This is a genomic window from Actinomyces sp. Z16 (genome assembly GCF_003111765.1).
Taxonomy (GTDB): domain Bacteria; phylum Actinomycetota; class Actinomycetes; order Actinomycetales; family Actinomycetaceae; genus Actinomyces; species Actinomyces glycerinitolerans.
On the sequence record NZ_CP027862.1, the window covers coordinates 2,132,088 to 2,157,217 of the forward strand.

General features: G+C 65.6%; 17 protein-coding genes and 1 pseudogene. 4 read left to right on the forward strand and 14 right to left on the reverse strand.

Translation table 11 applies throughout. From position 1 onward, the window contains the following. Positions 1-94: 94 nt before the first annotated feature. Positions 95-862, reverse strand: coding sequence for a hypothetical protein (locus C3B71_RS08850; RefSeq protein WP_146750809.1), 768 nt, complete (start codon positions 860-862; stop codon positions 95-97). Positions 863-1,111: 249 nt separating this feature from the next. On the opposite strand from C3B71_RS08850, the pseudogene C3B71_RS08855 reads away from it, so the two are divergent. Beyond that, positions 1,112-2,685: pseudogene (locus C3B71_RS08855) on the forward strand (IS1634 family transposase). Between the two features lie 262 nt (positions 2,686-2,947). Here the strand turns inward: C3B71_RS08855 and C3B71_RS08860 are convergent. After that, positions 2,948-5,818, reverse strand: a complete 2,871-nt coding sequence (locus C3B71_RS08860; protein ID WP_159097668.1) for an AAA domain-containing protein — start codon at positions 5,816-5,818, stop codon at positions 2,948-2,950. A gap of 113 nt (positions 5,819-5,931) precedes the next feature. On the opposite strand from C3B71_RS08860, the gene C3B71_RS16930 reads away from it, so the two are divergent. Next, positions 5,932-6,267 (forward strand): hypothetical protein, encoded by a 336-nt coding sequence (locus tag C3B71_RS16930; protein WP_395994425.1) that lies wholly within the window; start codon positions 5,932-5,934, stop codon positions 6,265-6,267. A 300-nt stretch (positions 6,268-6,567) separates the two neighbouring features. Here the strand turns inward: C3B71_RS16930 and hemW are convergent, their stop codons facing one another. The 8 genes from hemW to glf form a co-directional block, all read right to left on the reverse strand. Then, positions 6,568-7,842 carry a radical SAM family heme chaperone HemW gene (hemW, locus tag C3B71_RS08870; protein ID WP_108967491.1) on the reverse strand — a complete coding sequence of 425 codons (1,275 nt, stop codon included), beginning with the start codon at positions 7,840-7,842 and terminating at the stop codon, positions 6,568-6,570. Further along, the gene (gene trmB, locus C3B71_RS08875) at positions 7,839-8,747 is read right to left on the reverse strand and encodes a tRNA (guanosine(46)-N7)-methyltransferase TrmB (RefSeq protein WP_073331488.1); all 909 of its coding nucleotides are present in this window, start codon (positions 8,745-8,747) and stop codon (positions 7,839-7,841) included. The genes hemW and trmB overlap by 4 nt, the downstream gene beginning before the upstream one ends. A 47-nt stretch (positions 8,748-8,794) precedes the next feature. Then, complete coding sequence (lepA, locus tag C3B71_RS08880) at positions 8,795-10,666, reverse strand: translation elongation factor 4 (protein WP_108967494.1); 1,872 nt, start codon at positions 10,664-10,666, stop codon at positions 8,795-8,797. 127 nt (positions 10,667-10,793) lie between these two features. Beyond that, positions 10,794-11,354: a hypothetical protein gene (locus C3B71_RS08885; RefSeq protein WP_234415862.1), complete on the reverse strand. Its 561-nt coding sequence runs from the start codon at positions 11,352-11,354 to the stop codon at positions 10,794-10,796. A 21-nt stretch (positions 11,355-11,375) separates the two neighbouring features. Continuing rightward, complete coding sequence (locus tag C3B71_RS16160) at positions 11,376-11,987, reverse strand: hypothetical protein (protein ID WP_199912483.1); 612 nt, start codon at positions 11,985-11,987, stop codon at positions 11,376-11,378. 31 nt (positions 11,988-12,018) lie between these two features. Then, positions 12,019-13,419, reverse strand: coding sequence for a hypothetical protein (locus C3B71_RS08895; RefSeq protein WP_234415863.1), 1,401 nt, complete (start codon positions 13,417-13,419; stop codon positions 12,019-12,021). Between the two features lie 98 nt (positions 13,420-13,517). Further along, entirely contained in the window at positions 13,518-13,766 is a 249-nt protein-coding gene (locus C3B71_RS08900; protein WP_108967496.1) for a hypothetical protein, read from the reverse strand. Between the two features lie 152 nt (positions 13,767-13,918). Next, positions 13,919-15,118: a UDP-galactopyranose mutase gene (gene glf, locus C3B71_RS08905; RefSeq protein WP_181574865.1), complete on the reverse strand. Its 1,200-nt coding sequence runs from the start codon at positions 15,116-15,118 to the stop codon at positions 13,919-13,921. 229 nt (positions 15,119-15,347) lie between these two features. On the opposite strand from glf, the gene C3B71_RS08910 reads away from it, so the two are divergent. Both C3B71_RS08910 and C3B71_RS08915 read left to right on the forward strand, forming a co-directional pair. After that, positions 15,348-16,088 (forward strand): LytR/AlgR family response regulator transcription factor, encoded by a 741-nt coding sequence (locus C3B71_RS08910; protein ID WP_073331480.1) that lies wholly within the window; start codon positions 15,348-15,350, stop codon positions 16,086-16,088. Next, positions 16,085-17,422: a GHKL domain-containing protein gene (locus C3B71_RS08915; RefSeq protein ID WP_108967502.1), complete on the forward strand. Its 1,338-nt coding sequence runs from the start codon at positions 16,085-16,087 to the stop codon at positions 17,420-17,422. Before C3B71_RS08910 ends, C3B71_RS08915 begins: the two co-directional genes overlap by 4 nt. A gap of 108 nt (positions 17,423-17,530) precedes the next feature. On the opposite strand, the gene C3B71_RS08920 is transcribed toward C3B71_RS08915, so the two are convergent. The 4 genes from C3B71_RS08920 to C3B71_RS08935 form a co-directional block, all read right to left on the reverse strand. Next, complete coding sequence (locus tag C3B71_RS08920; protein ID WP_159097669.1) at positions 17,531-18,619, reverse strand: glycosyltransferase family 2 protein; 1,089 nt, start codon at positions 18,617-18,619, stop codon at positions 17,531-17,533. A gap of 120 nt (positions 18,620-18,739) precedes the next feature. Further along, positions 18,740-19,381, reverse strand: coding sequence for a hypothetical protein (locus C3B71_RS08925; RefSeq protein ID WP_073331474.1), 642 nt, complete (start codon positions 19,379-19,381; stop codon positions 18,740-18,742). Between the two features lie 86 nt (positions 19,382-19,467). Next, the gene (locus tag C3B71_RS08930) at positions 19,468-21,885 is read right to left on the reverse strand and encodes a glycoside hydrolase family 3 C-terminal domain-containing protein (RefSeq protein WP_108967507.1); all 2,418 of its coding nucleotides are present in this window, start codon (positions 21,883-21,885) and stop codon (positions 19,468-19,470) included. A 122-nt stretch (positions 21,886-22,007) separates the two neighbouring features. Beyond that, a complete protein-coding gene (locus tag C3B71_RS08935; protein WP_108967510.1) occupies positions 22,008-24,920 on the reverse strand; it encodes a glycoside hydrolase family 3 protein in 2,913 nt (970 codons plus the stop codon). Positions 24,921-25,130 lie beyond the last annotated feature (210 nt).

The following is a 25,130-nucleotide window of genomic DNA, read 5'->3' on the forward strand; positions in this document are numbered from 1 at the left end:
ACATCGGTGTGTCCCGGGCACAAGGTGACCGGAAGCACGCCGGGCTCCGACCCCGGTGAGGGCCGACGACGCCGCACACCGCCGTCGACGCGGGTCAGCCCTGGCTCGGGTAGCGGGCCACGTCGCGTCCCTGGACGCGCACGTAGGCGTAGGTGGTCATTAGAGCGACCAGGGGAACGGTGACGATCCAGCCGATGACGGTGACGGTTCCGGCGACGGTCAGGAGGAAACCGATCAGCGCGAACGGCAGCAGCACGCCGACGTTGGCCGACAGCAGGCGCATCGAGTGGCGCATGGCGGCGATGGCATCCAGGTGGTGCTCGACCGCTGCAAACCTGACGAAGGTGAACAGGTAGTACAGGATGATGCCGGGAACGATCAGGAAGATGGAGCCGATCACGGTGGCCAGGCCCGAGAGGAGCATGGCAAGGAAGGCCTGCAGGAAGTTCGGGAAGGTGAAGAAGTCGCCGAAGCTCGCCTTGCGACCGGAGGATGTTAGTAGCCCCACATGCGCCGTGGCGATGGGACCGACCAACATGGCAGCCAGAGAGATGACGTTGCCGCCGGGGATTCCCAGGCCGTAGCTGTGCTCGACGCCGTCGACCGTGTAGCTCGCCTGCACCCCGACGCCGGCGAGGATCGTCCAGATGCCAAAGCCGACCAGCAGGACCACAGCGTTGTCGGTGATGCGGGACCACGCCCAGGACAGCCCGTCACCAATCGTGAGGGTGGGCGGGACCGGGGGCATGGAACCGTACGGTCCGGAGGCGCCGGGCTGCGACGCGCCATAGCCGTATCCCTGGCCGGTGTTTCCGTAGCCGTTGTTCTGGGGTGCTCCATAACCGAGCATACCTGTGCTCATAACTCCAGGATGCCAAATCGACACGTTGCATGTCCCGCCGAAACACTGTGGAGGCCGCCACGCCAGCGGCGTGGCAAGATGCAGAACGGACCGCCGTACCAGGCGCGGTAACGTCGCAGACCACGGTCTCAGACCTGACTCGTGCCACTTTTGGTGACATGACGTCGGGATCGTGGTTTTTCGTTGGTGTGGCGTGGTTGGGTTGGTGGTTGTGGGGCACTAATCCGGTGGCCTGTAGAGTGATGGCGTGTGAGCCCGTTTATTCGGAAGGTGCGTACCGCGTCGGGGGCTACGGCTGTGCAGATCGTGGCTAAGGAGCACGGTGTGCGCCGGATTGTGGAGCACCTGGGCTCAGCCCACGGGTGAGGCGGAGCTGGCGGCCCTGGTTCAGGCCGGCAGGGAGAAGATCCGGGGCGGCCAGGGCGTGCTGGACCTGGCCGGCCTGACACCTCAGGCCGCCGGCCAGGCCGCGCAGGCGGTAGTCGTCGGGCAGCGCTCGGCTCTGCTGTGGGATGTCCTGTGTGCGGCCTACGAGGCCCTGGGGCTGGGTGAGGCTACTGGTGGGGATGAGGGGTTTATGCAGATGGTGCTGGCCCGTCTGGTCGAGCCCACCAGTAAGGAGCAGGTACCCCGTGTAATCAGTGAGTTGGGGGTGGGCAGCGTGTCGCGGGCGTCCTTGTTCCGCTCGCTGTCCCGCTGCGCGGGCCGCCAGTGGCGAGAGCGGATCGCGGCCGCCTGCCTGCGGCACGTCACCGGCCGCGGCGACCTGTCCCTGTGCCTATACGACGTGACGACCCTGTACTTCGAGGCGGAGAAGGAAGACGACCTACGGCGGGTGGGCTATTCCAAGGAGCGGCGGGTGGACCCGCAGGTCATCGTGGGGCTGCTGGTGGACCGGAAGGGCTTCCCACTACGTGTCGGCTGCTGGGAGGGCAACAAGGCCGAGACCAGCACGTTGATCCCCATGATCCAGGAGTTCCGGGAGGCATCCGGGATTGAGCACCTGGTGGTGGTGGCCGATGCCGGCATGCTCTCCGCGGCCAACCTTCAAGCGCTCGACCAGGCCGGCTTGGGGTTCATCGTGGGGTCCCGCATGACCAAGGCGCCGGCGGACCTGGCCGCCCATTTCCGCTGGCATGGGGACGCCTTGGCCGACGGGCAGGTGATCGACACCATCACCCCACGTAAAGGTGCCACCAGCACCGAACGCGACCGGAACGTCCGCGATGAGCCCGTCTGGAGCCCAGTGGAGTTTCCGGGCTCGTGGCGCGCGATCTGGGCTTACAGCGCCAGGCGGTTCGCCCGGCACCAGCAAGACCCTGACCGCGCAGGAGAACCGGGCTCGGGCGGTGGTCGCCGGCCACAGGCGCCCCAAGGGCACCCGGTTCGTCACCACCCGTAAGGGCGACCAGGTCCTGGATGAGAAGGCTCTAGCCCGCGCTAAGCGGCTGGCGGGGCTCAAGGGCTACGTGAGCAACATCCCCGCCACGGTGATGCCCGCCAGTGAAGTGATCGCCTCATATCACGAGCTGTGGCACGTGGAGCAGTCATTCCGCATGTCCAAGCACGACCTGCGGGCCAGGCCCGTCTTCCACCACACCCACGACGCCATCCAGGCCCATCTCACCGTGGTGATGGCATCCCTGGCCGTCGCCCGCCACCTACAAGCCGCCACCGGTGTGAGCATCAAACGGCTCGTCCGCGAACTGCGGCCCCTCCAAGAAGTCACCATCACCATCAACGGCCACCACATCACCGCCCAACCCCAGACCACCCAGACCGCACAGCAAATCCTCAACAACCTAAACACCGCAGGGCACTAAACTGGCACGAGTCAGGGGACCGCCGTACCAGGCGCGGTAACGTCGCAGACCACGGTCTCAGAGGCCGAACGAGCGCTTCACCTAATGTGGTGCATGGGCTGCTTTCCCCTGCCGAACTGCACCCGTCAACCAAGGCTCAGGGCGCGCTGGACCTGCCCCGGACGTCGACAGCGTGGGTGCGTTCAGCTTTCTCGGACCTGACGGCGCCAACTCGCGTCATGGTGCCACTGAACCCCACACGCCCCATCGCGGCCGTGTTCGTCTACCCCGGCAAAACTGCATCCAGCGCCTGACGCAGCTTCTCACGCTCGTCACTGCCAGTCGTCGGCAAACGCAAGAGCGCAATACCATTACGGTCACAGACAGCGTTCTTAAGTTCATCACGCGCCGTTTGCCGCGGGTCATCCTCATGATAGGCGAAACCGTCCACTTCAATCGCAAGAAGGACCTCTTTCGTAATACTGTCGCCCAACACAAAGTCGAACGACGCACGCCGAATATACTCCCGCTCCTCTTCTGTCAGCTCAGCCCCTGGACCGAGAACTTCTTTGAGCGGAACCTGACTAGCAAGATGCAGGCGCGAATACTTATCTTCCGCCAGCAACTCATCCAGGACTGTCCATATAATGTTCTCAGACAAATAACGCGATCGCAATGTCACCCGACTCCGCAGGCCCCTCAAACGATCGGAATACTCACTGTAAAGCAAATCGAACACTGATAACACTTTACTCTGTGTATATTCATCTTCAGGCACCGGCCTGTGGTACCGCATCCACCCCGCCAAACTTCTCAGGTTCTTGCTACGAGGGAGGAATGAGCTGTCAATGACTAGCACAAAACGGCGCCTTGCACGCGACACCGCCACGTTTATCAGGTGTGGATCATCCGCGAATGGCGTCGCCCGATGCCCATCCCTGGAGTCATCAACTACCGGGCTGAGAACGATGATGTCCTTCTCGCGCCCTTGGAACTTATGAACCGTATCCGCGCGCGGTTGATTGGCGTACTCTACCTGCACGCTTGTCTGCTCCGCAATCGCACGAGTAATCTTGTCAACCTGCCTGCGATACGGCGTAATTACACCGATATGGCCTCCATCGCGGGCTTCCATTGGCAACGGAGCCAGTATCTCCCTGGCGATCACCTCGGCCTCACGCTGGCTTGAGTTGCCACCTGAGCGGTAGTGGCGCATGTGATTGCCCTCAGCCAGGCGGATCAACATCAACGGTTCCTTCCACCTAGCACCTGTCGGCATGGAAATAAGTTGATCGTCATAAAACATGGCGTTACAGAACCCAATAATGTCCGGATCGCAACGGTAATGCTCCCGCAGGAGGGTTCGCGGCACGGACTCACCGAACACTGCAATCACCGATGATAGAAGACTATGAGACCGCGGATCATACGCCGGACTCGGCGCCGGGGATACGCGCTCCTCAGAGACATCCGGCAGGATATCTGGAAGTTGTTTAAGGTCACCCACCACCACAACTTGACGCGCACATGAGAGGGCCAACGCCGCGGGCAGTAAGCCGACCTGTGACGACTCATCCACGATAAGATAGTCCAGGAGGAATCCCTCCGGCAAACACGCGCGTAATGAATGGCAAGTCGACAAGATCACGGGATGTTGATGAATGAACTGCCGAAACTCGCCTTTCCTTCGATAGGTATCCGGGCTGAACTCTCTTGGCCGTCGTGTGCCATAGCGCCCCTGAAGCGCATGTCGTAGAGCAGCTTGAGACAATTCCTTACGCCTTGCCTGCAGCCCGAGAAAATCCGCGCGTTCTAGTTCGGCTTGCGCAGTCGTCACTCGGCGCCGAATCTCTTCGACTTTCGCTCTGTACCACCCGCGCTCGATTGCGATCACCGTGTCTGCATCGCCGGGATCAATACTCTTAGTGGGCCCATATCTGAAATAGTTGCGAACCAGCCGCCCAAGTTTCCTAACCCTTCCCTCGCCGGGCAGAACATTTCCATTCTCGACAAGGTAATCAAGAATCCGATCGGCGGACTTGTGCAGTAATGGCAAAGACTTAAGATCAGGAAGTCGCTGCGCCGCCGCCAGCTGTTCGAAGTGTTGCCGCTCAAGTTCGAGAGCTGCAAGTTGCGATTGGTCCTGCGCAAGACCACGACTGCTCTCGAACAAGGCGTTTAGATATGCGTCAAGCGCGGAAATCTCTCCATCAACAGGCCGCGGAGGCAATGGCGAGGACAAGTACTCAGCAATTTGAGTACACAATTCCCCCTGGCGGGCGAAGAATGCATCCCTTTTACTCTTGCGCCCGAGGTCCGCAGCCACAAACCCAAGGCCAAACCTCGTAAGCTTTTCACTCACATTTTCTACCGCCGCGTTGTTGAAGGAAACAACCCCGACACTCTTCCCGTCGGCAACGATATTCGCAACGATGTTGAGTATCGTCTCAGTTTTGCCGGTCCCCGGAGGTCCCTCAATTACTGATACTCGCGATCTGAGCGCCCGACGTAGGGCGTCTTGCTGGCTCAGATTGGAGTCGAACGGAACAATTGTTTCTGCGGCATTCTGGAGCGGCTCCGTGCCCCGGCCTACTCTGGACGACTTCCAATTGTCCGAGGTGACCTCGAATTTCACCCCTTCAAGGTAACAGGCAAGCGCACTGCTAGGGTGGATGAATTTGAAGCTCCCATACGACCGCATTAGCGGATCATCGGCTTTCAGCGAAGACACGACTGAGCGCCAATGGGACATAATGGCAGAAGCGAAGGGCACCCGAGTTGCGGAGTCGATCACTTGAACAGCTTCAGACGGGTATGTCTGACAACGTTCACCACCGTCTTTCTTTCTCATGAATAGCCGCGCGTACTTTTGCGATCCATCGGAAAACCAAACCACCTCGTTCACCCCATGGACAACATCCCCTTTAGCAATAACAATTGACTCTTCATCGATAATCCTGCTCCCAACCCTGGAAAGCTCCCGTAAACGATCGTATTTGTCTAGGTACCCATATTCCTTGCCCGATCCGGCGAACTGTACAATTGTCGCCTCTCCTTGACGCCACCTCGCGACAATAGAGCTTGTCTTGTCTTCATACGTCGCGCCATCATCATTTTTAGCACGTATCAATATCATGGTTTCGCGAAGGTCCACAACGATCTCTCTCAGGTCCAGGAACTCAGGATTTACAGACGGTCGGCGTACACGGCGTGACGCTCGATACGCTCGCATTGTCGCATTGTCGGCTGCGACGCACCAGTGGCCGCTTGAGGCTGGACCGCCGCGACGATGAGCGGATGCTGGCCGGCCCGGAGACCATCTACCCCTGGATTGACGCCACCCGTCCACGTGCAGCCCAGCTGTCCGGCCGCCTGGCACCCGCCCACCGGCGCCGCGGCCACGCCCACGGGCGGCGGGCTTCGGACTACTCGATCCACCTGCGCGTGGGGGTCGGACAGCGGCCCGTGGCTGCTGATGAGCGCGTCCAGGCGTGCCACGGGGTAGTGACCTACTTCGCTGACTCCTACAGCTCCTGGCAGCGAGTCCCTAACGAGAACCGCAACAGCCGTACTACGCCGCGACCTGCCCAAGTGTACCGATAAGTGGCTCCAAACTGGCGGGTTCAGCCATGACGACGCGCACCTATCAGTGATGGCGCTGCCCTAATCGGCATGGTCGGCGCTTTGTCTTGTGTTTCATGATCCAAACCACGTTGCAACGCCCGACTCGGAACCGTGGCGTTACTGCTCTTTCGGCCCCGGAAGGCTCACCCTGATAGCAAGGACGGTCCAGTCGACACAATGATGTTCTTTCCAACCCGAGTATGACCGCATCATCCCGAGAACATACTTCTGCGTCCGAGCGCGTCTCCGCGCTGCACTCACACCGGAGTAGCCAGATCACTAAACCAAGCCGCGGGTGACCGTGTCGGCCATGAGCCGTCCCCGCAGGGTCAGTACGGCGCGTCCGGCCATGGCCGCGGCACCCTCGAGCAGGCCCTGTGCCACGAAGCCTCCCACCACCGGCACGAGCCGCCGCGGGGTTCCCGACGCCGTCGCGGCCTCCCCCGGCCGCGTCAGACTCCGCAACTCCAGACCCTCCCGCATGCGAATGCCGAGCATGACCCGCTCCAGTTCTCGCGAGTCGGCATCGATGACCTCATGCCCCGCGACGGGCAGTCTCCCGGCCGTCACCTGTCCGGCCCAGGCCACCGGATGCTTGGCGTTCCACATGCGCACGTCCCCCAGGTGGCTGTGTGCCCCCGGGCCGGCGCCCCACCAGTCCCAGTCGCGCCAGTAGGCCTGGTTGTGCACGCACTCGTGCCCGGGCCGCGCCCAGTTGGAGATCTCGTACCACGCGTAGCCGGCACGGCCCAGCACCGCATCGGCCAACTCGTACTTGGCCGCCTCGTCGTCGTCGGTGGGCAGGGGCAATTCGCCGCGGCGCACCTGGGTCCACATGCGCGTGCCCTCCTCGATCACCAGGGCGTAGGCGCTCAAATGGTCCGGGCCGATCTCCACCGCCGCCTCAAGCGAGCGGCGCCAGTCGTCCAGGGACTCCCCCGGCGTGCCGTAGATCAGGTCCAGGCTCGTGGCCAGTCCGGCCCGCCGCGCCCATGACACCACCTGCGGCACCCGCTCGGGGGTGTGGGCCCGGTCCAGGGTGCACAGCACCTGCGGCACCGCGGACTGCATACCGAAGGACACCCGGGTGAAGCCGGCCTGCGCCAGGGCCGCCAGGTAGCGCTCGTCCACGGTCTCCGGATTGGCCTCCGTAGTCACCTCCGCGCCGTCGGCCAGGCCCCAAGCGTCCCGCACCAAGGTCAGCATGCGGGCCAGGTCCCCGGCCGGCAGCATGGTGGGGGTACCGCCGCCGACGAACACGGTTCGTGCCGCCCGCTGCGGCAGGCCGACCCGCTCCATCGCGGTGCGGGCCAGACGCAGCTCGCCGGCGAGTGTGTCCACGTAATCCCCCGCCGAGGCCCCGCCGCCCATGGACAGGTTCGTGTAGGTGTTGAAGTCACAGTAGCCGCAGCGCACCCGGCAGTAGGGCACATGCAGGTACACCGAGAAGGGGCGTTCCCGGCCCGCCTCTTCCCCGGTGTCCGCCGCCCGGATCTGCGCCGGCAAATCGGCCGCGCCGGGCAGGGGTGCGCCGTCGGGCTGGGCAGGGCTCAAAGCGCCACCGCCTCACGCCGGAGCGGTACCCACATCTCACCGGTGCGAACCGCGGTCAGGTCACGGATGGTGCGGCCAGCACGGATGCCCTTCTCCTCAAACCGGGTCAGCACCCGGCCCGGATAGCGCGGCGACCAGCCGCCGCGCACACCGGCCGGGGAGCCGGGGTCGAAGCCATTACCCAGGCTGCCCTCCTCGGCGGTGTCGGCACCCAGGTCCGGGCGGGCCCCGGCGTCGGGGAAACGGAAGTAGGGGCCGGTGCAGTCCGCCTCCAGGCCCTCGGGCAGGGCGGAGGCGGCCTCCAGCACGTCGCGCATCTGCCAGGCGTAGTCCGCCCAGTCGGTGGCCAGCCGCCACACCCCGCCGGGTCGCAGTACCCGGGCCACGGAGTCGGCGAAGGCGGCCGTGACCAGGCGCCGCTTGCGGTGCCTGGGCTTGCGCCATGGGTCCGGGAAGAACACCCAAACCTCGCTGGCGCAGCCCACCGGCAGGGCAGTGGCCAGCAGTTGGGCCGCGTCGGCGGGCACCACCCGCAGATTGCGCAGACCGGCCTTGGCGGCACCGGCCACCAGCTTGGCGATCGCCGTCTCCCACGCCTCCACCGCCAGGTAATCCACCCCCGGATGGGCGGCGGCATGCGCGAGAATCACCTCCCCCGCCCCGGAGCCCACCTCCACGATCAGTGGACGCAGCTGGCCGACATGGCCGAAGGCGGCGGCCGGGTCCAGGCGGAAGGCCGGATCGACGGTGCGGATCGCGTCAGCGCGGGGCACGTCGATGACGTAGCGGTCCCCGTAACGCTCCAAGGCGCGAGCCTGTGAGTCGGTCAGGCGACCCCCGGCCCGCGAGTAGGAGCGCACGCGGGCGTGGATGGCATGCGAGCGGGGTGGATGCTGCTGCGGCACGGGACCGTCTCCTTCCGCTGGTGTTCTTACTGCATTGCCGCCGACGGCTACTTGCCGGTGGGCTGATCCGCGCCCAGCACGGCGATGAAGGCCTCCTGGGGGACCTCCACGCGGCCGACGGCCTTCATGCGCTTCTTGCCCTCCTTCTGCTTCTCCAACAGCTTCCGCTTACGGGTGATGTCGCCGCCGTAGCACTTGGCGAGCATGTCCTTGCGCAGGGCGCGAATGGTCTCGCGGGCGATGATGCGACTGCCGACGGCGGCCTGCACAGGCACCTCGAACTGCTGGCGGGGAATGAGTTCCTTGAGCCTGCGGGTCATCTTCTGCCCGTAGGAGTAGGCGGAGTCCTTGTGGACGATGGCGCTGAAGGCGTCCACCCGCTCCCCGTTCAGCAGGATGTCCACCTTGGTCAGGTCGGCGCTCTGGGTGCCGTCGGGCTCGTAGTCCAGGGAAGCGTAACCGCGGGTGCGGGACTTCAGGGCGTCGAAGAAGTCGAAGACGATCTCCGCCAGCGGAAGTCGGTAGCGCATCTCCACGCGCGTCTCGGACAGGTAGTCCATGCCGAGCATGGTGCCGCGCCGGGCCTGGCACAGTTCCATGATCGGGCCGATGAACTCGCTGGGGGTCAAGATGGTGGCGCGCACCACCGGTTCTTGGACGTCGCGGACCTTGCCCTCGGGGAACTCACTCGGATTGGTGACCGTGTGCACGCTGCGGTCCTCCATGGTGACCTCGTAGACCACGGATGGGGCGGTGGAGATGATGTCCAGGTTGAACTCGCGCTCCAGGCGCTCGCGGATGATCTCCAAATGCAGCAGGCCGAGGTAGCCGCAGCGGAAGCCGAAGCCCAGCGCCACCGAGGTCTCCGGCTCGTAGGTGAGGGCGGCGTCGTTGAGCTTGAGCTTGTCCAGGGCGTCGCGCAGCGCCGGGAAGTCGGAGCCGTCCACGGGGAACAGCCCGGAAAACACCATGGGCTTGGGGTCCTGGTAGCCGGACAGCGGCTCGGTGGCCGGGGCGGCTGCGGAGGTGACGGTGTCGCCGACCTTGGACTGGCGCACGTCCTTCACGCCGGTGATCAGGTAGCCGACCTCACCGGCGCGCAGTCCCTGGGTGGGAGCCGGCTCGGGACTGATGACGCCGATCTCCAGCAGGTCGTGGACGGCGTCGGTGGACACCATCTTGATGCGCTCGCGCGACTTCAGGGCACCGTCGACGACGCGCACGTAGGTGACCACGCCCCGGTAGACGTCGTAGACGGAGTCGAAGATCATGGCTCGGGCGGCGCCGTCGGGGTCGCCGGACGGCGGCGGGACGGCCTCGACGATCCGGTCCAGTAGCTCGGGAACGCCCGCCCCGGTCTTGCCGGACACGCGCAGCACCTCTTCGGGCTCGCAACCGATCAAGGAGGCGATCTCCGCGGCGTGCCGTTCCGGCTCGGCGGCCGGCAGATCGATCTTGTTGAGCACCGGGATGATCGTCAAGTCGCCCTCAATGGCCATGTACAGGTTGGCCAGGGTCTGGGCCTGGATGCCCTGGGCCGCGTCCACCAGCAGGACGGCGCCCTCACAGGCCGCCAGGGACCGGTTGACCTCGTAGGAGAAGTCGACGTGCCCGGGGGTGTCGATCATGTTCAGCGCGTAGGCGCGCGTGACGCCGTCCTCCCCGGTCACCGCCCAGGGCATGCGCACGGCCTGGGACTTGATGGTGATGCCGCGTTCGCGTTCGATGTCCATGCGGTCCAGGTACTGGGCGCGCATGTCGCGCGGGGCGACGACGCCGGTGGCCTGGAGCATGCGGTCCGCCAGGGTGGACTTGCCGTGGTCGATGTGCGCGATGATCGAGAAGTTGCGGATCTGGGCCTGCTCGGTGGACGCGGGGGCGACGCTTGTGGCCTGCTCGGACGTAGGGATCGGTGACACGGAAGCCTTCCATTACGGCGCCCTCGGACCTGCGTCCCGGGGCGCGGGACAGAAACCTACGCCAAGTCTCCCACGCGGTGGGCGGGCTGCCGTGCCGGCATGGGTGTGATGCCCGACGGCAAGCCCGTCACATGCTGCCCTCACGGATCACGAGCCACCCGCGCCCCAAAGGACGCTCAAGAACCAGTGTAGCGTTCCCAAAATCAGTACTCATCGGGTTGGATATGTTACTTAGGTCAATATCTTCAAGCCCATCAGTCATCGACACATGCGTCGCCTCCGCGTGCTTCTCGATAAGATTGCCAGAGACCATAGTATAAGTCTCCGTATAGTCGCGGATGGCCTGGTCACTGGCCGTGAACTCAATAACGTAGCCCCACCCACCCGGGTAGGCCTCCGCAAAATTCACCGCGGGCTCAACCGACACCACCTCAGCACCCTCCGGCAAACTATTACCCTGCCCGACAGCCAGAATCTCATCCAGGTGCTCCACATCCGCCGGACACGGCGCCCCCACCTGCACCCCAGCGGCACTGGCGGACGCAGACGCCCTAGCCTCCGACCTCTCAACCTGCACACTCGAAAGAAACAAATACCCCACGGTGAAAAGCACCCAGAACACCCCAATACCCACCAACACGGCAACAATGACGAGCACCTGCCGGCCGGTCACCTCCTCACCGGCCAAAACCGGACGCCTCACCACACATCACCCCCACTCACGACCCACTCCCATGCATAACCGACGACTCACCCGACATGTAATGTCACCTGCCGCCCCGCGGATCACTAGCCACCCACGACCCAAAGGACGCTCGAGAAAGAGGTGCGCGTTCCCAAAACCAGCCTCCCATGGATCGGTCACCCCACTGAGATCCACGTCCTCGGCGCCGTCAGCATTAGGATCGGCCATCGGGTCGTCATCAATGTAGTCACCGTTATAACCGACACGATCCGTAATGTAGTCGCGGATGGCCTGGTCACTGGCCGTGAACTCAATAACGTAGCCCCACCCACCCGGGATGGCATCCGCAAAATTCACCGCGGGCTCAACCGACACCACCTCAGCACCCTCCGGCAAACTATTACCCTGCCCGACAGCCAGAATCTCATCCAGGTGCTCCACATCCGCCGGACACGGCGCCCCCACCTGCACCCCAGCGGCACTGGCGGACGCAGACGCCCTAGCCTCCGACCTCTCAACCTGCACACTCGAAAGAAACAAATACCCCACGGTGAAAAGCACCCAGAACACCCCAATACCCACCAACACGGCAACAATGACGAGCACCTGCCGGCCGGTCACCTCCTCACCGGCCAAAACCGGACGCCTCACCACACATCACCCCCACTCACGACCCACTCCCATGCATAACCGACGACTCACCCGACATGTCATACTCCTGGGCCAACCCAGCGCGGTGCAGCTCCTGGAGCTGGCTATCGCTGACATCGAAAGGACCGATCTGCGTCGACTTGTTGCCATCCCAGTTGTATCGGTCGGCCACGTGCACACGGTAGTCATAGGAGTAGGTCCATTCCGGGTTGTCTGCCGTGGGCGGGTAGACCGTGACGGTCCCATCCGTAGCGTAGTTGCAGCCGCCCGTGGCATAGAACCAGTTCTGATCCTCCTCGGCTCTGATGTAGTACCCCTCCCACTTGGTGGTGAAAGGATAGGTGACCGGCCCGGTCACGCCCGAGGCCTGAGCGTCGTCTAAAGCTTCGTCAGCCATCCTCGAGGCGCGTTTTTGCGCCGCTGTATCCAACCCGTCAACATCTTCCAGCATACGGTCGGCGTCGAGTTCCTGTGGTTCCCCGCTGTTCCCCAGGTAGTGCAGCAGATTTCTTGACGCGTCCGGCCAGTCCGAGGCCTTGGCAACCGCGCCGATCATGGCCGCATCGTGGACAAGATAATCAAACGGATCTGCTGGCCGACTTCCGTATAGGCCGGACCCCTCATTGACCGTATCCCCCGGATAGACCCAGGGAGTCACCCCCGGCATCTCAGCATGCTCCCCGGGAACCGGGTCGCCGAGCTCCGTCTTGCCCTGCGTCTCAGGATCCTCGTTCCCACTCCTGCGGTTACTCTCCGTTTTCCTGGCGCTGTCCTCTGTGTTCCTGCGGCTGTCCTCTTTGTCCCGAGGGTCAGTCCACTTCCGTCCCGACCGGGCGTGATCCGGGCTGTCATAGCTCGAGCCGGCCAGGACGGTGGCATAGTCCTCATCGACCTGGGTGGCCAGCGTCAAAGCGGAGGAGACCATCTCCTCCAGCTCGGCTGCGTGGGCCTGCGCCTGGGCGGCTTCCACCATGGCCCCGCCCAGCCCCACAGCGACCATCCTCACCGGGCCTGCCGCCGCCACCACGGCGCTGCCGGTGGCCTTCCCGGCGCCGCTACTGGCCGCCTCGGCAAGGGACACCGACACCGAGCCGTCAGCGCCCAGCGTCAGGTAGGGGTGCGCATCAGCGAAGTCCTGACAGGCGAGTACCCTGCGCCGCACCTGGGCCACGCCTTCGCAGGCGTCGGCGGTGGCACGCGTGAGGAGTCCGATCCGCTCGGTCATCTCGCTGTGAGCGGTCGCGCACCGGCGCAGCGCGCCAAGCGCGGCCTCCACACTGGGTGCCCTAGACGCCACCCGCGAGCTCGCGGCTTGCGCGTCATCCCCCATCTCCGCCATGGAGGTGTGCAGCCTCCTCAGCCCATCCGAGGCATCGACCAGCGGCTCAGGATTCCAGGTCAGGATTTCGCTCCACATCGCCACCTCACATCAGCCCCTTAGCGCGCGCCCACTGGTTACCTGCGGCCGCTGAGACGGCGGCCCCCAGCGCTGCAGCACCCTGGGCCACGAACTCGTCATTGCTCCGGTGGGTGGACGCCAGCACCCACATCCCTGTAGCGGCCTCCCAGGGACGTCCTGCGGCTCTCCAGCCCGCTCACGGCGGTACCGGCGCTCCCTGAACTCAGTGAACCCGGCATGGCCGCGCCGACCTTCTCCAAGGGTCCGGAGACGTCCAGGGCCCCGATCCCGTCGCGAAGCTCCTCCAGGGAGGAGGCGAGCATCTCCAGATCACCGCCGACGATATGGATATCCGCATCCACCACGAATAAACCTCCAGAGCGTCAAGGGATCAACTCGCTCACAACGAGCCAGTCAGTGAACTGGACGTCACCTAACCATCGTGACCTGCTCGTGTCAAGACCGTGACTTCGGCCAGCACATCATCTAGACAGAGCGGATCGCCGCCTGCTCCCCCTCACGCCCGGAACCACGCCCGCACCACCTGCTCGAAGCACTCCAGTGCCGCCGCGATGGTGCGGTCCATGTCCAAGTACCGATAGGAGCCCAGGCGCCCGCCGAAGACGATCCGCTGCGCCTCCAACTCGGCCGCCAACTGCTGGTAGCGGGACAGACGTTCACGATCGGCCGACGTCCCCACCGGGTAGTAGGGCTCGTCGTCGGGGCCGGCCATGCGCGAGTACTCCCGCATGATCACGGTGGCGTCGTCCGGGTGGCTGCGCTCGGGGTGGTAGTGGCGGAACTCGTGAACACGTGTGTAGGGGACCTCGGCGTCGGGATAGTTGATGACCGCGGCGCCCTGGTAATCACCCGTGTGCAGGATGCGGGTCTCGAAGTCGAGGGTGCGCCAGGTAAGGGCCCCGAGCCGGTGACCGAAGAAGCGGTCCACGGCGCCGGTGTAGACCACCGGCACCTGCCCCACGCAGGCGTCACGGCCGACTGGACCGTCGCCCGCCAGGAAGTCCTCCCCCAGCCGCAGCTCGATTCTCGGGTGATCCAGCATCCGCCCCACCCAGGCCCCGTAGCCGCCGGTGGGAATGCCCTCGTGGCGGTCGGAGAAGTAGCGGTTGTTGTAGTTCAGGCGCACCGGCAGGCGGGTGATGATGGAGGCGTCCAGCCGGGTGGGATCGGTCTGCCACTGCTTGGCGGTGTAACCGCGGATGAAGGCCTCATACAGGGGGCGCCCGATCAGGGTGATCGCCTTCTCCTCCAGGTTGGCGGGCTCTCCGGTGATCTCGGCAGCATGCTCGGCGATCAGCCCTCGGGCCGCCTCCGGGCCGAGGGCGGCGCGGAAGAACTGGTTGATGGTGCCCAGGTTGATGGGCAGCGGGTAGACCTCGCCTGCGTGGTTGGCGTAGACGTGGTGCCGGTAGTCGTTGAAGGCGGTGAAGCGGTTCGCATAGGCCCACACTTGCTCGTTGGAGGTGTGGAAGATGTGGGAGCCGTAGCGGTGCACCTCGATGCCAGTATCCGCATCCCGGTAGGAGTAGGCATTACCGCCTACGTGCTCGCGGCGCTCGACCACGACCACGTGCACACCCAGCTCCTCGGCGGCACGCTGGGCGACCGTCGCACCGAAGAGCCCCGAACCGACCACTACTAGATCCGCCCGCAACGCCTGCGCCCTCCGTCGTAGCTCAACGATTGCCTCACCCATCGCCTGCCAGTAACTCCTGACACCGATACCCAACGAACATTCGGCCCGGTGGGTGTCCACAGCGATAGCGGACTCCGGTGAGACCGCGGTTCCCCGCAGCGCCGGTACACTAGCATGGTCTCAACTGTTACTTTCGGCGCTCCTTCGAACGCGCGGCCCTGACACGCCGCCTTCCGTCAAGCTCCCCTCGCTCCGGTAACAGTACCCAAGCACCACCATAAAGCCACCAATGAAAGTGAATACGAGCTCGACTCCCGTACTCCGCGTAGGCGTCGTTGAAGACGATGCCCGGCACCGCCGTGTCCTGTCCGACTACCTCGACCGCTTCGGGCGCGAGCGAGAACTGGAACTGCGAATATCCGTGTTCGACGACGGGCAGGCCCTACTGGACGGGTTCCGTCCGGTCTACGACATCCTCATGCTGGATATCCGGATGGAGGGAACCGACGGCCTGGCGCTCGCCCGCGCAGTGCGTCGTACCGACCCGGACGTCATCATCATCTTCATCACCGCCGCACAGCAGTACGCGATCAACGGCTACGAGGTCTCCGCCCTCGGCTACCTGGTTAAGCCCTTCCCCTACGCCTCCCTGGCCCGCGAGCTGAACCGCGCCCTGGCGATGCTGAGCCGGCAGGACAACGCCAGCGTCGTGCTGAAGGACGGGCAGGGACTGCGGCGCGTGCACGTGCGTGACATCGTCTACCTGGAATCCTCCGGTCACCGCCTGGACGTGCACCTGACCGACGGTGTCATCACTCTTACCGGATCACTCAAGCAAATGCAGCCGCAGCTGGCGCCCCACGGCTTCTTTCGTTCGAACTCCTGTTACATCGTCAACCTGCGCCATGTGGTAGCAGTGCGGGAGCAGGACTCCGTTATGAGCACCGGCGAGGCGCTGCGCATCTCCCGTCCCCGTAAGAAGGAGTTCATGCGCGCCTTGACCGAGCACGTATCTGGGACCCTTACGTGATTCAGGAGGCGCTACCAGACATCCCCCGACTGTGGACGGCGCTGGCCGAGTGGGGCGCATGCCTGCTGTACGTGCTGGCTACGTGGCGGCCGCAGGACTCCCGACGCCGCGGGGCCGCCGTGATGACCGCGGCGCTGCCGGCACTGTGCGTCTACCAGGTGCTTGCCGCGCGCCTGCCGATCTCGCTGTGGCTGGCCGGCATGCTGGGGGCGGTCGCCGCCATGTGGAGCATCCTGCACCTGGCGCTGAACGGGTCGCTGCGACGCTCCACCTATCTGGTGGTGCGAGCCTTCGTCGCCGCCGAGCTGGTTGCCTCCCTCGAGTGGCAACTGGAGGTGTTCCTCCTCGACGGGCATGCCGGCACGCGGCCGGCGGCGCTCTGTGCAATCGTCGTCGACGGCGTCGTGCTCGGGGCCGTCTACCTGCTGGAGCGGCCCCGGTTCCGCAGCGAGGTCGTTCCCACCACCGCTACCGTGGCCGGGGCGGCGGCAATCGCCGCTATTACCTTCGCCATGTCCAATCTCAGTTTCCTCAGCACGGCCACCCCCTTCTCCGGGCGGCTGGGAGCCGAGGTCTTCTACATCCGCACACTCGTGGATCTGTGCGGATTCATCATCCTGTACGCCCAGCGGGAGGTGGACCTGCAAAACCGGGCTTCCTTCGAACTTGCCGGCACCGAGGCGCTGCTGCGCTCACAGTACGAGCAGTACCTGACCTCCAAGCGGGCCATCGACATCGTCAACCGCAAGTACCACGACCTGCGGCATATGATCGCTTCGGTGCGCGCAGAGCCGGACCCCACGATTCGCCTGGACCGGCTCGGCGAACTGGAGGCGTCCGTGCGCCCCTACGAGGTGTTCGTGCGTACCGGCAGCCCCGTGCTCGATGTGATTCTGACCGACCGGGAGCAGGTCTGTTCGGAGGCCGGCGTCACCATGACCACGATCGCCGATGGTGCCGCGCTCGGCTTCATGGCCGCCGCGGACCTGGCCACGCTGGTTGGCACCGCTCTGGACAACGCCCTGGACGCGGTCTCAAGCAGCGGGGACGCCGACCGGTGGATCCGTGTTGATGTGCGTACCCGCCGCGGATTCGTACTGATCGAGGTGGAGAATCCGCTGGCGCGCGGGCAGGTCATGTCCACCGACGGCGAGCCCCCACGGCGCGCCGGGGCGAGTGGCGGCGCGCACCGGTACGGCCTCGGCGCCATTCGCGCGGCCGCCGAGGCTTACGGCGGGCAGGTCACCGCGGGAGAGAGTACACAAGGCACCTTCATGCTGCGCGTACTGCTGCCGATCCCCACCGCGCTCCCTCACCGAGACCGGCATCGGTAACACACCGAGACCTGTAGAGGCTACGTACCGAGGTCGGGCGTTGTGATCCTGTGTTTGGGGTGTGGTGAAGCCCCACTCCCGGCCCCAAGGAAGGCTCCGGTCCCGTTCTCAGTTCAGGGCCAGTACTCGGCGAGCCACCTTGTAACCGGCCACCGGCACCCAGTCCCCGGGGCGCCCCGGCAGCGTCATCAGCCGTCCCATGACGGAGCGGCGCACCCGCCGGGCCACGTCGGGGCGCGTGGCATCCAGACGTTCCCAGAGCTGCTGCTTTATGGCGATATTGCGGGGCGTACCCGAGCGCAGCGCCATGGTCGTGATCACCACCGCGCTCATGGTGTAGATGTGCACCAGGTAGCGCAGCAGTGCTTTCGGCACGTCGCCCTCGTGGGGCATCGCCTCCAGCATGAGCGCGTTCACCCGGTCGTGCTGGTCCAGGCGTGCCACGATCACGTCGTCGGCGACCGACTGCCCGGCCCGCCCAACCGTGTAGTAGTACAGGTCCAGGTCCAGGTAGGTCAGCGTGCGCACGTGGCGTAGCGGTTCGAAGGCGAACAGGTTGTCCACGTAGAAGCAGTGCTCGGGCAGCCGCATTCCGGAGCGCTCCAGCACCTCCCGTCGGTAGGCGAGGGAGTGCATCATGAGGTACTGGTCGGGGCGGAAGCGTCCGACGTCGTCCCAGCCGCCAATGCGTCCGCTCGGGAGCAGCCCCCGGAAGCGCACGACGTGGCGGCCGGGCCTGATCCCCCGCGGGCCCCGGCGGGCGGGTCCGTGGCGGAGCCGGTACCAGGCGGGCGTGCCCTCACGGACGTACACGAAGTTGGTAACCACCAGGTCCGGCTCGTTGCCGTCCCGTTGCCACGAGCGCAGGGCCGCGAGCAGGGTGCGCAGGGCGCCGGGATCGATGGCGTCATCAGCGTCGCACACCTTCAGCCAGGTACCCCGGGACGCGGCGACCCCGGTGTTTATGGCACCGCCGTGCCCCTTGTTCTCCTGATGGATGACCTCGATGGCCGTGTGCGCCGCGGCGTAGGCGTCGGCAAGGGCGCCGGTTCCGTCCGTGGCACCGTCGTCGACGACGATGATCTCCAGGGCGCCGCTCCCATCATCTGCCGCCACGAGACTGGACAGGCAACGGCCCAGGCAGTCCTCGGCGTTATACGCGGGGACTACGACCGTGATGAGCGGGCTAGCGGTCACCGTGCGGATCTCCTTGTTAGACGGAGTCCCGGCGTACCGCGGTCATCGGGCAGTCGCCCGACCCGCGCCCGAGGCGCTCCTGGTGATTGACGTGCATGACCCTACCGGACCGTGCCCGGCTCAGTGTACCGACGGCACCCCGGCCTGAGTGTCTGCTTCCGACTGTGCGTCCGCATCCTCGGGCACGCGCTTGAAGATGACCTTGAAGATCGGGAAGAACACCCAGAAGGAGATGGCCGCGTTGATGATCATGGTGACCACGTCCGCCACGGTCTCACCGGTGGAGGCGCCGAGCGTGCCCTTGCACCAGGAGTAGATGGGCTCCTTGTACAGCACCTGGAGGGCGGCGGCCACGATGGTGATGACCACGTAGGCCAGCGCATACCAGAAGGCCGCCTTCCAGATGGAGGAGTTCGACTTGAAGGTGATGGAGCGCTGGGCGAAGAAGTTGATCACCTGGGCGATCAGCAGGGTGATCTCAACCGCCAGGAAGTAGGCAAGACCACCGCCGGAGCCGTCGGCCTGGATGGGGCCGGCCACGTAGTCGAACAGGTAGACGGGGCTGCCGCCCGAGGACCCGACCGGCAGGAACTGGAAGGTGGTGCCCTGGAGCGAGGTGAATCCGAAGATCCACCGGAACACCGGCATCAGGATCAGCTGCAGCAGGGTCACGCCGTTGGACAGGATGAAGAAGACGATGAACTGGGCGATGGTCTCGTGCCGCTCCTCGAAGCGGTGCCACCAGGCGGTGATCGATTTCATGCGTGGTCTCGGTTTCTGTTGTCTCTTTTAGCGACGGGAACTAGATGGATTAGAGGCGGGACCGGTATCCCCCGGGCCCGACGGAGTCAGCGGGGGCCATCAAGCCGTCTCTGGGTGGCCTTGTCCTGGCGCCGGTTGCGGAAGAAACCACCCACGATGGTGCGCAGGCCGTGCAGCCCACGGCCGCCCGCGAAGTCGACGATGCCGTCGACCATCTCGGCGGACACCATGCCGCCGGTCATCTTGCCCATGGCGCGCAGCGGCATGTTGAGCATGAACAGGATGTTCAGATCGGGTTTGCCGGAGGCGTCGGCCTTGGCCTTCTGGCGTTCCAGGATCTTGACGGCCAGCTTGCCGATGCGGCTGCGGCCGTGGGCGAGGTCGGAGATGGGGCTGTTGGGGCCGATGCGGCCGGATGTCTCCGGCTGCGGCACAGGTCGTCCGAGCAGCGCAGCGAACTCGGCGTCGGTGGCATCGGTGACGGTGCCGTCCAGGTAGTGGCCCAGGGCCGGGTCGGCCGGGGCGACCGGGTCGCCGTCCACCTCCCAGGGGGCCTCGAGCGGAAGGTCATCGGCGTTGCGCCCCACCCGCACGCGCCACGTTCCGGCCGGGTGCACCCAGCGCCCCTCGCGCACCGAGTAGCGGCGGAAGGTGTAGTCATCGAAGGGGATGGTCACTGTCGCCGTCTCCCCCGCCGCCACGGGGACCTTCGCGAAGCCCTTCAGCTCGCGGTCCGGCCCCCACACGCCGTCGGGGGCGGTGACGTACAGCTGGACCACCTCGGTGCCGTCGACGGCGGAGGTGTTGGTGACCGTCAGGTGCGCGCCGCCCTTGTCCAGGCTCAGCCCGGAGTACTCGAAGCTGGAGTAGGACAGTCCGAAGCCGAACGGGTGGGCCACGGGCGTGCCGGTGGTGGTGTAGTAGCGGTAACCGACGTAGGGGCCGTCCTTGTACAGGGCGAGCTCCCCCGTGGCCGGGAACCAGGCGGAGGTGGGGTTGTCCTCGTAGCGCACCGGGTAGCTCTCAGCCAGGCGGCCGGAGGGGTTGACCGCGCCGGTGAGTACCCGCAGTGCAGCGCCGGCACCGGCCTGCCCGGACAGACTGGTGTGGACCACGGCCCGGGTGTGCTCCTCCCAGTCGGTTTCCACCGCGGATCCGGCGGAGACGACGGCGACCACGTTGGGGTTGGCACGGGCGACGGCGGCAAGCAGCCGGGTCTGCGCCTGCGGCAGGCGCATGTGGGGGCGATCCAGGCCCTCGGATTCGGACAGCTCATCCAGCCCGATGTAGGCCAGTACCACCTCCGCCCGCCCGGCCAGGGCGACCGCCTCGTCGAGCAGGGCCTGGTCGGGCTTGCCCTGGCGGTCGTAGCCCTGGGCGTAGCCGACCAGCTCCAGACCGGTACCGGCAATCTCCTCCAGGGTGGTCTCCAGCCGGGTCGGGTTGATCTGCGAGGAGCCCGAGCCCTGGTAACGGGGCGTGGAGGCCATGTCACCGATGACGGCGACGCGTGTGCCCGGGGCCAGCGGCAGGATGCCGTCCTGGTTGCGCAGCAGCACGATGGACTCCTCGGCCACCCGGCGGGCCAGGGCATGGTGGGCGTCGACGTCGAAGGTCGGCCGGTCCTCCGGGGCGGTCCTGGCCGAGGGCGCGGACGTGGCCATGGCAATGACCTCGGCGGCCCGCGCGTAGACGGCCTCACGGCTGATGCGCCCCTCCTCGACGGCGGCGACGACCTCCCGTGCGGAGTGCAGCCCCGGTGCGGGCATCTCCAAGGAGGAGCCGGCCGCGGCGGCCGCCGCGGCGTCATTGGAGCCGCCCCAGTCGGAGACCACCAGCCCCGTAAAGCCCCATTCTCGACGCAGGATGTCGGTGAGCAGCTGCGGGTGCTCGTTGGCATAGGTGCCGTTGACCCGGTTGTAGGAGCTCATCAGTGCGCGCGGGTGCGCCTCGCGCACGACGACCTCGAATGCGGTCAGGTAGATCTCGCGCATGGTGGCCTCGTCGACTACGGAATCCGAGGCCATGCGGCGCAGTTCCTGACCGTTGACGGCGAAGTGCTTCGGGGTGGCGGCCACGCCCCGTGACTGGATGCCGCGGACGAGGCCGGCGGCCATGCGGCCGGCGAGGATGGGGTCCTCGGAGTAGTACTCGAAGTTGCGTCCGCACAGCGGGGAACGCTTGATGTTCATCCCCGGCCCCAGCAGTACGTCCACGCCGAGTGCGAGTGCCTCCTGTCCGAGCGCGGCGCCCATCTGCTCGGCCAGATCCGGGTCCCAGGAGTTGGCGACCGTGGCCGCCGTCGGGAAGCAGGTGGCGGGCTCGGAGGCGGCGATGCCTAGGTGGTCGCCGCTGCCGAGCTGGCGGCGCACGCCATGCGGCCCGTCGGACAGGACGAAGGAGGGGATGCCGCGCTGGGGCAGGGCGCGCGAGTCCCATTCGGAGGCGCCCGAGAGGAGGGCGGCTGCCTCTAGAAGGGTGAGGTCCGAGGCGGTGGCGGTCACGGCGTGTTCCTTACCTTGACGGGTGGTCTGAATGGGTTGGGTACCGAAGCGTGTGGCTCCAGTGCGGGTCGCCGACTGGGGCGGGGCGAGAAGCGGCCTCCTCGCCCCGCCCCACGCGCCGATTACTTCGTCTCGGAGCTCTCGACGGCGGCGGTGGCCTCCGCCCGGCGGTGCCGGTAGCGGCGGATGGCGAGTGCCTCGAGCGCGAGCAGGCCGATGCCGAGCACGGCCAGGACGCCCCAGGTCAGGTACTCCCAGGAGGCCCGCTGCACATCCGGCTGACCGTCCTGGTATATCCAGGAGTTGGCGACGGTGTACAGGATGTTGTGCGCGGACTCCCGCATGGCGATCACTCCGGTGGCGGAGGTGTTCTGCACGGAGTTGACGGTGATGTCCGTGGTGGCGAGCATCATGTCACCGCCGTTGCGGGTGAGCTGGTCGGCGTTCTGGTAGCCGTAGCCGGCGAAGTAGTCCGTCAGCGTCATGCCGCGGAAGCCCCACTCGTCACGCAGCACGGTCTGCTGCAGTTCGGGCAGTGCTCCGGCATAGGTGGTGCCGATGTAGTTGAAGGCGGTCATCACCGCGCCGGCGCCGCCGTCCTTGATGCCGATTTCGAAGGGCTTGAGGTAGATCTCGCGGATCGCCTGTTCGTTGGACCAGGTGGCCAGCATGTTGGTGCGGTTGGTCTCCTGGTCGTTCATGGCGAAGTGCTTGATGAAGGCGTACACGCCCAGTTCCTTGGCGCCCTGGATCTCCTGGGCGACCTGGGTGCCGGCCAGGACCGGGTCCTCGGAGAAGTACTCGAAGTTGCGGCCCGCGTAGGCGTAGCGGTGAGTGTTGGTGGCCGGCGCATACCAGCCGGCCACGTCCATGTCGTGGGCCATGGTGCCGATGGCGGTGCCGAATTCGTGCGCCAGTTCCTGGTTCCAGGTGGCGGCGACGGACACCGCCGACGGCAGGCCGATGGAGCCGACGCCGGTGAAGTTGTTGTTCAGCGAGGCGGGCCCGTCCACGTCGGACACACGCACCTTGCCAACGGAGTCCACGGCCACGGAACCGTAGCCGCCGTTGGCGATCAGGCTGTTCATGTCGGCGACGGACAGCTGGTCGAGCAGCTGGTCCCACTTGGGATCGTCGTAGTCCAGGCCGTACATGTCACCCAGGACCAGGCCGTTGTCGGCGCCGGTGGTGGGCATCTGGTCGGAGTCGTCATCGAAGGCGGTGGAGTCGTAGTTGGAGTTGGCGACGAAGGCCGCCCGGTGCTCCTCCGACATCTCCAGGCTGGCCGGGGCGCCGGTGGCCTCCTCGTAGTTGGCGAAGGAGTCCGCCCGGGAGAGGTAGGTGACGTCACCGGCGGCGGCGTCGAACTGGTTGGTGGCGACGATGGCGTCACCGCTGTGCGTGTTGTCGTCGGAGTCGTAGGTGATGGTCGCATCGACCGTGAGGGTCTGCTCGTCGATCACCGTGTGGGAGTCCGAGCGCAGGGAAATGGTGTAGTCGCCGGCCTCGAGCACATAGGCGCGAGCGTTCAGGTAGTCGTAGGAGGCCATGTCGTCCTCGGCGAAGGTGACGGTGACGGTCTCGGAGGCGCCTGGCTCCAGCAGGCCGGTCTTGCCGTAGGCGGCCAGGTTCACGGCCGACTTCTCAATACCGCCATTGGTGTAGGGCGCGGTGTAGTAGACCTCCACGACGTCCTTGCCGGCCGTGTCTCCGGTGTTGGTGACGGTCACGTCGAGGCTGATCGTGCCGTCGGCGTTGCGGCTGAACTCCCCCATCTCCTGGGTGAAGGTCGTGTAGGACAGGCCGTAGCCGAAGGGATAGGTGACGGCCTCGTCGTAGTCGATGACGCCCTCGACGGCCGCCGTCTCGTACCAGCGGTAGCCGACGTAGATGCCCTCCACGTAGTTGACGAAGGCGGGGTAGGTGGTGGCGTCGGTGAAGGGCGAGGACTGGCCGTACTCCTCCATGTTGGTGTAGGTGAAATCACCGAAGTTGTTGGCGGCCGGAGAAGCCTTCAGGTCCGCGGCGAAGGTGTCGGGGGTCTTGGCGGAGGGATTCACCTCGCCGTCGAGGATGCGCCCCAGGGCGTTGAAGCCCACCTGACCGCCGGGGATGGCCCAGATGATGGCGTCAATCTCGGGGTCGGCTGCCAGATCGGACAGGTCGAAGGCGTTGGCGCCGTTGTAGACAACAACCACGGTCTCGGAGTTGTCCTTGGCGAGCTGGATGAGGTCGCGCTCGGGGGCGGTGAGTTCCAGGTAGCCCTGCCCGTCGGCGAAGTCGGTCTGGGTGGTGGAGTTGTCGGTGTAGGAGAAGGCGTCGTTGGCGGCGACCTCGGCGTTGACGTCCAGTGGCAGGTCGAAGCCCTCCCCGCCGGAGCGGGCGATGGTCACCACGGAGGTGTCGGAGAAGTCCTGAATGGAGCTCACGACGGCGTCGGTGTACGCCTCGGAGGTGGGCTCCGGCAGGGTCCAGTCGGCGGCGAACATGCCGACCTCGGGGCGCTCGGCGCGGTAGTCGTTGTAGAGGTCACTCAGTTCGGTGTTGGTCTCGAATCCGGCGTTGTGCAGGCCGTCCAGTAGAGAGGTCGTGGGGTTGTCTGGCGAGAGAGAGCCGGATCCGGTGCCGCCGTAGACGGGGTTGGTGGAGGCCCAGCCGAGCACGTTGATGGCGGAGCCGTCTTCGAGCGGCAGCGCGGCATTGTCGTTCTTCAGCAGAACCATGCCCTCGTCGGAGATCGTGTTGCCGAGTTCTTCGACGGAGGCCTTGGTTTGCTCGGTCAGCGTGCCGGAGCCGGAGGAAAGGTCAAGGATGGTCTTCAGACCGCCGTACATCATGCCGGTCACGGCAACCGCGATGGCGACCACCGCCACGATCCAGGTGGTGGACCGCACGAGCTTGCGGGTCGGCTTGTTGAGACTGCGCGCGACAATCGTGATGATGAGCGCCGCCAGCAGCGCCACACCGATGGCGATCAGTTGCGGCCGCAGGCTCGCCACCACGTTCCAGACGTCGTTCCAGTTGATCGACAACACTGTCGGGACACCTCTCTGTGTTCCCCGCATGGGATTGCGAGGGGGATGGGGATGCTCACCGGCGGGACGGGCCTCGAACCGCCATCACTGGGCGTCCGGGACCGCGTACTACCGGCCATTGACATGCAGTCGTATTCTCGGTCGATATCAGTCCGCTACACCGTCTTGACCGCTCGATCTGTCGGTTCGTGCGCATAACCTGTCAAACGT

Excerpts from the sequence above, each read along its gene's own strand:
- glf (WP_181574865.1), bottom strand. The coding sequence starts at position 15,118 with ATGGGTGAGGCAATCGTTGAGCTACGACGGAGGGCGCAGGCGTTGCGG.
- C3B71_RS08910 (WP_073331480.1), top strand. The coding sequence starts at position 15,348 with ATGAAAGTGAATACGAGCTCGACTCCCGTACTCCGCGTAGGCGTCGTT.
- C3B71_RS08895 (WP_234415863.1), bottom strand. The coding sequence starts at position 13,419 with ATGTGGAGCGAAATCCTGACCTGGAATCCTGAGCCGCTGGTCGATGCC.
- C3B71_RS08850 (WP_146750809.1), bottom strand. The coding sequence starts at position 862 with ATGAGCACAGGTATGCTCGGTTATGGAGCACCCCAGAACAACGGCTAC.
- C3B71_RS08925 (WP_073331474.1), bottom strand. The coding sequence starts at position 19,381 with ATGAAATCGATCACCGCCTGGTGGCACCGCTTCGAGGAGCGGCACGAG.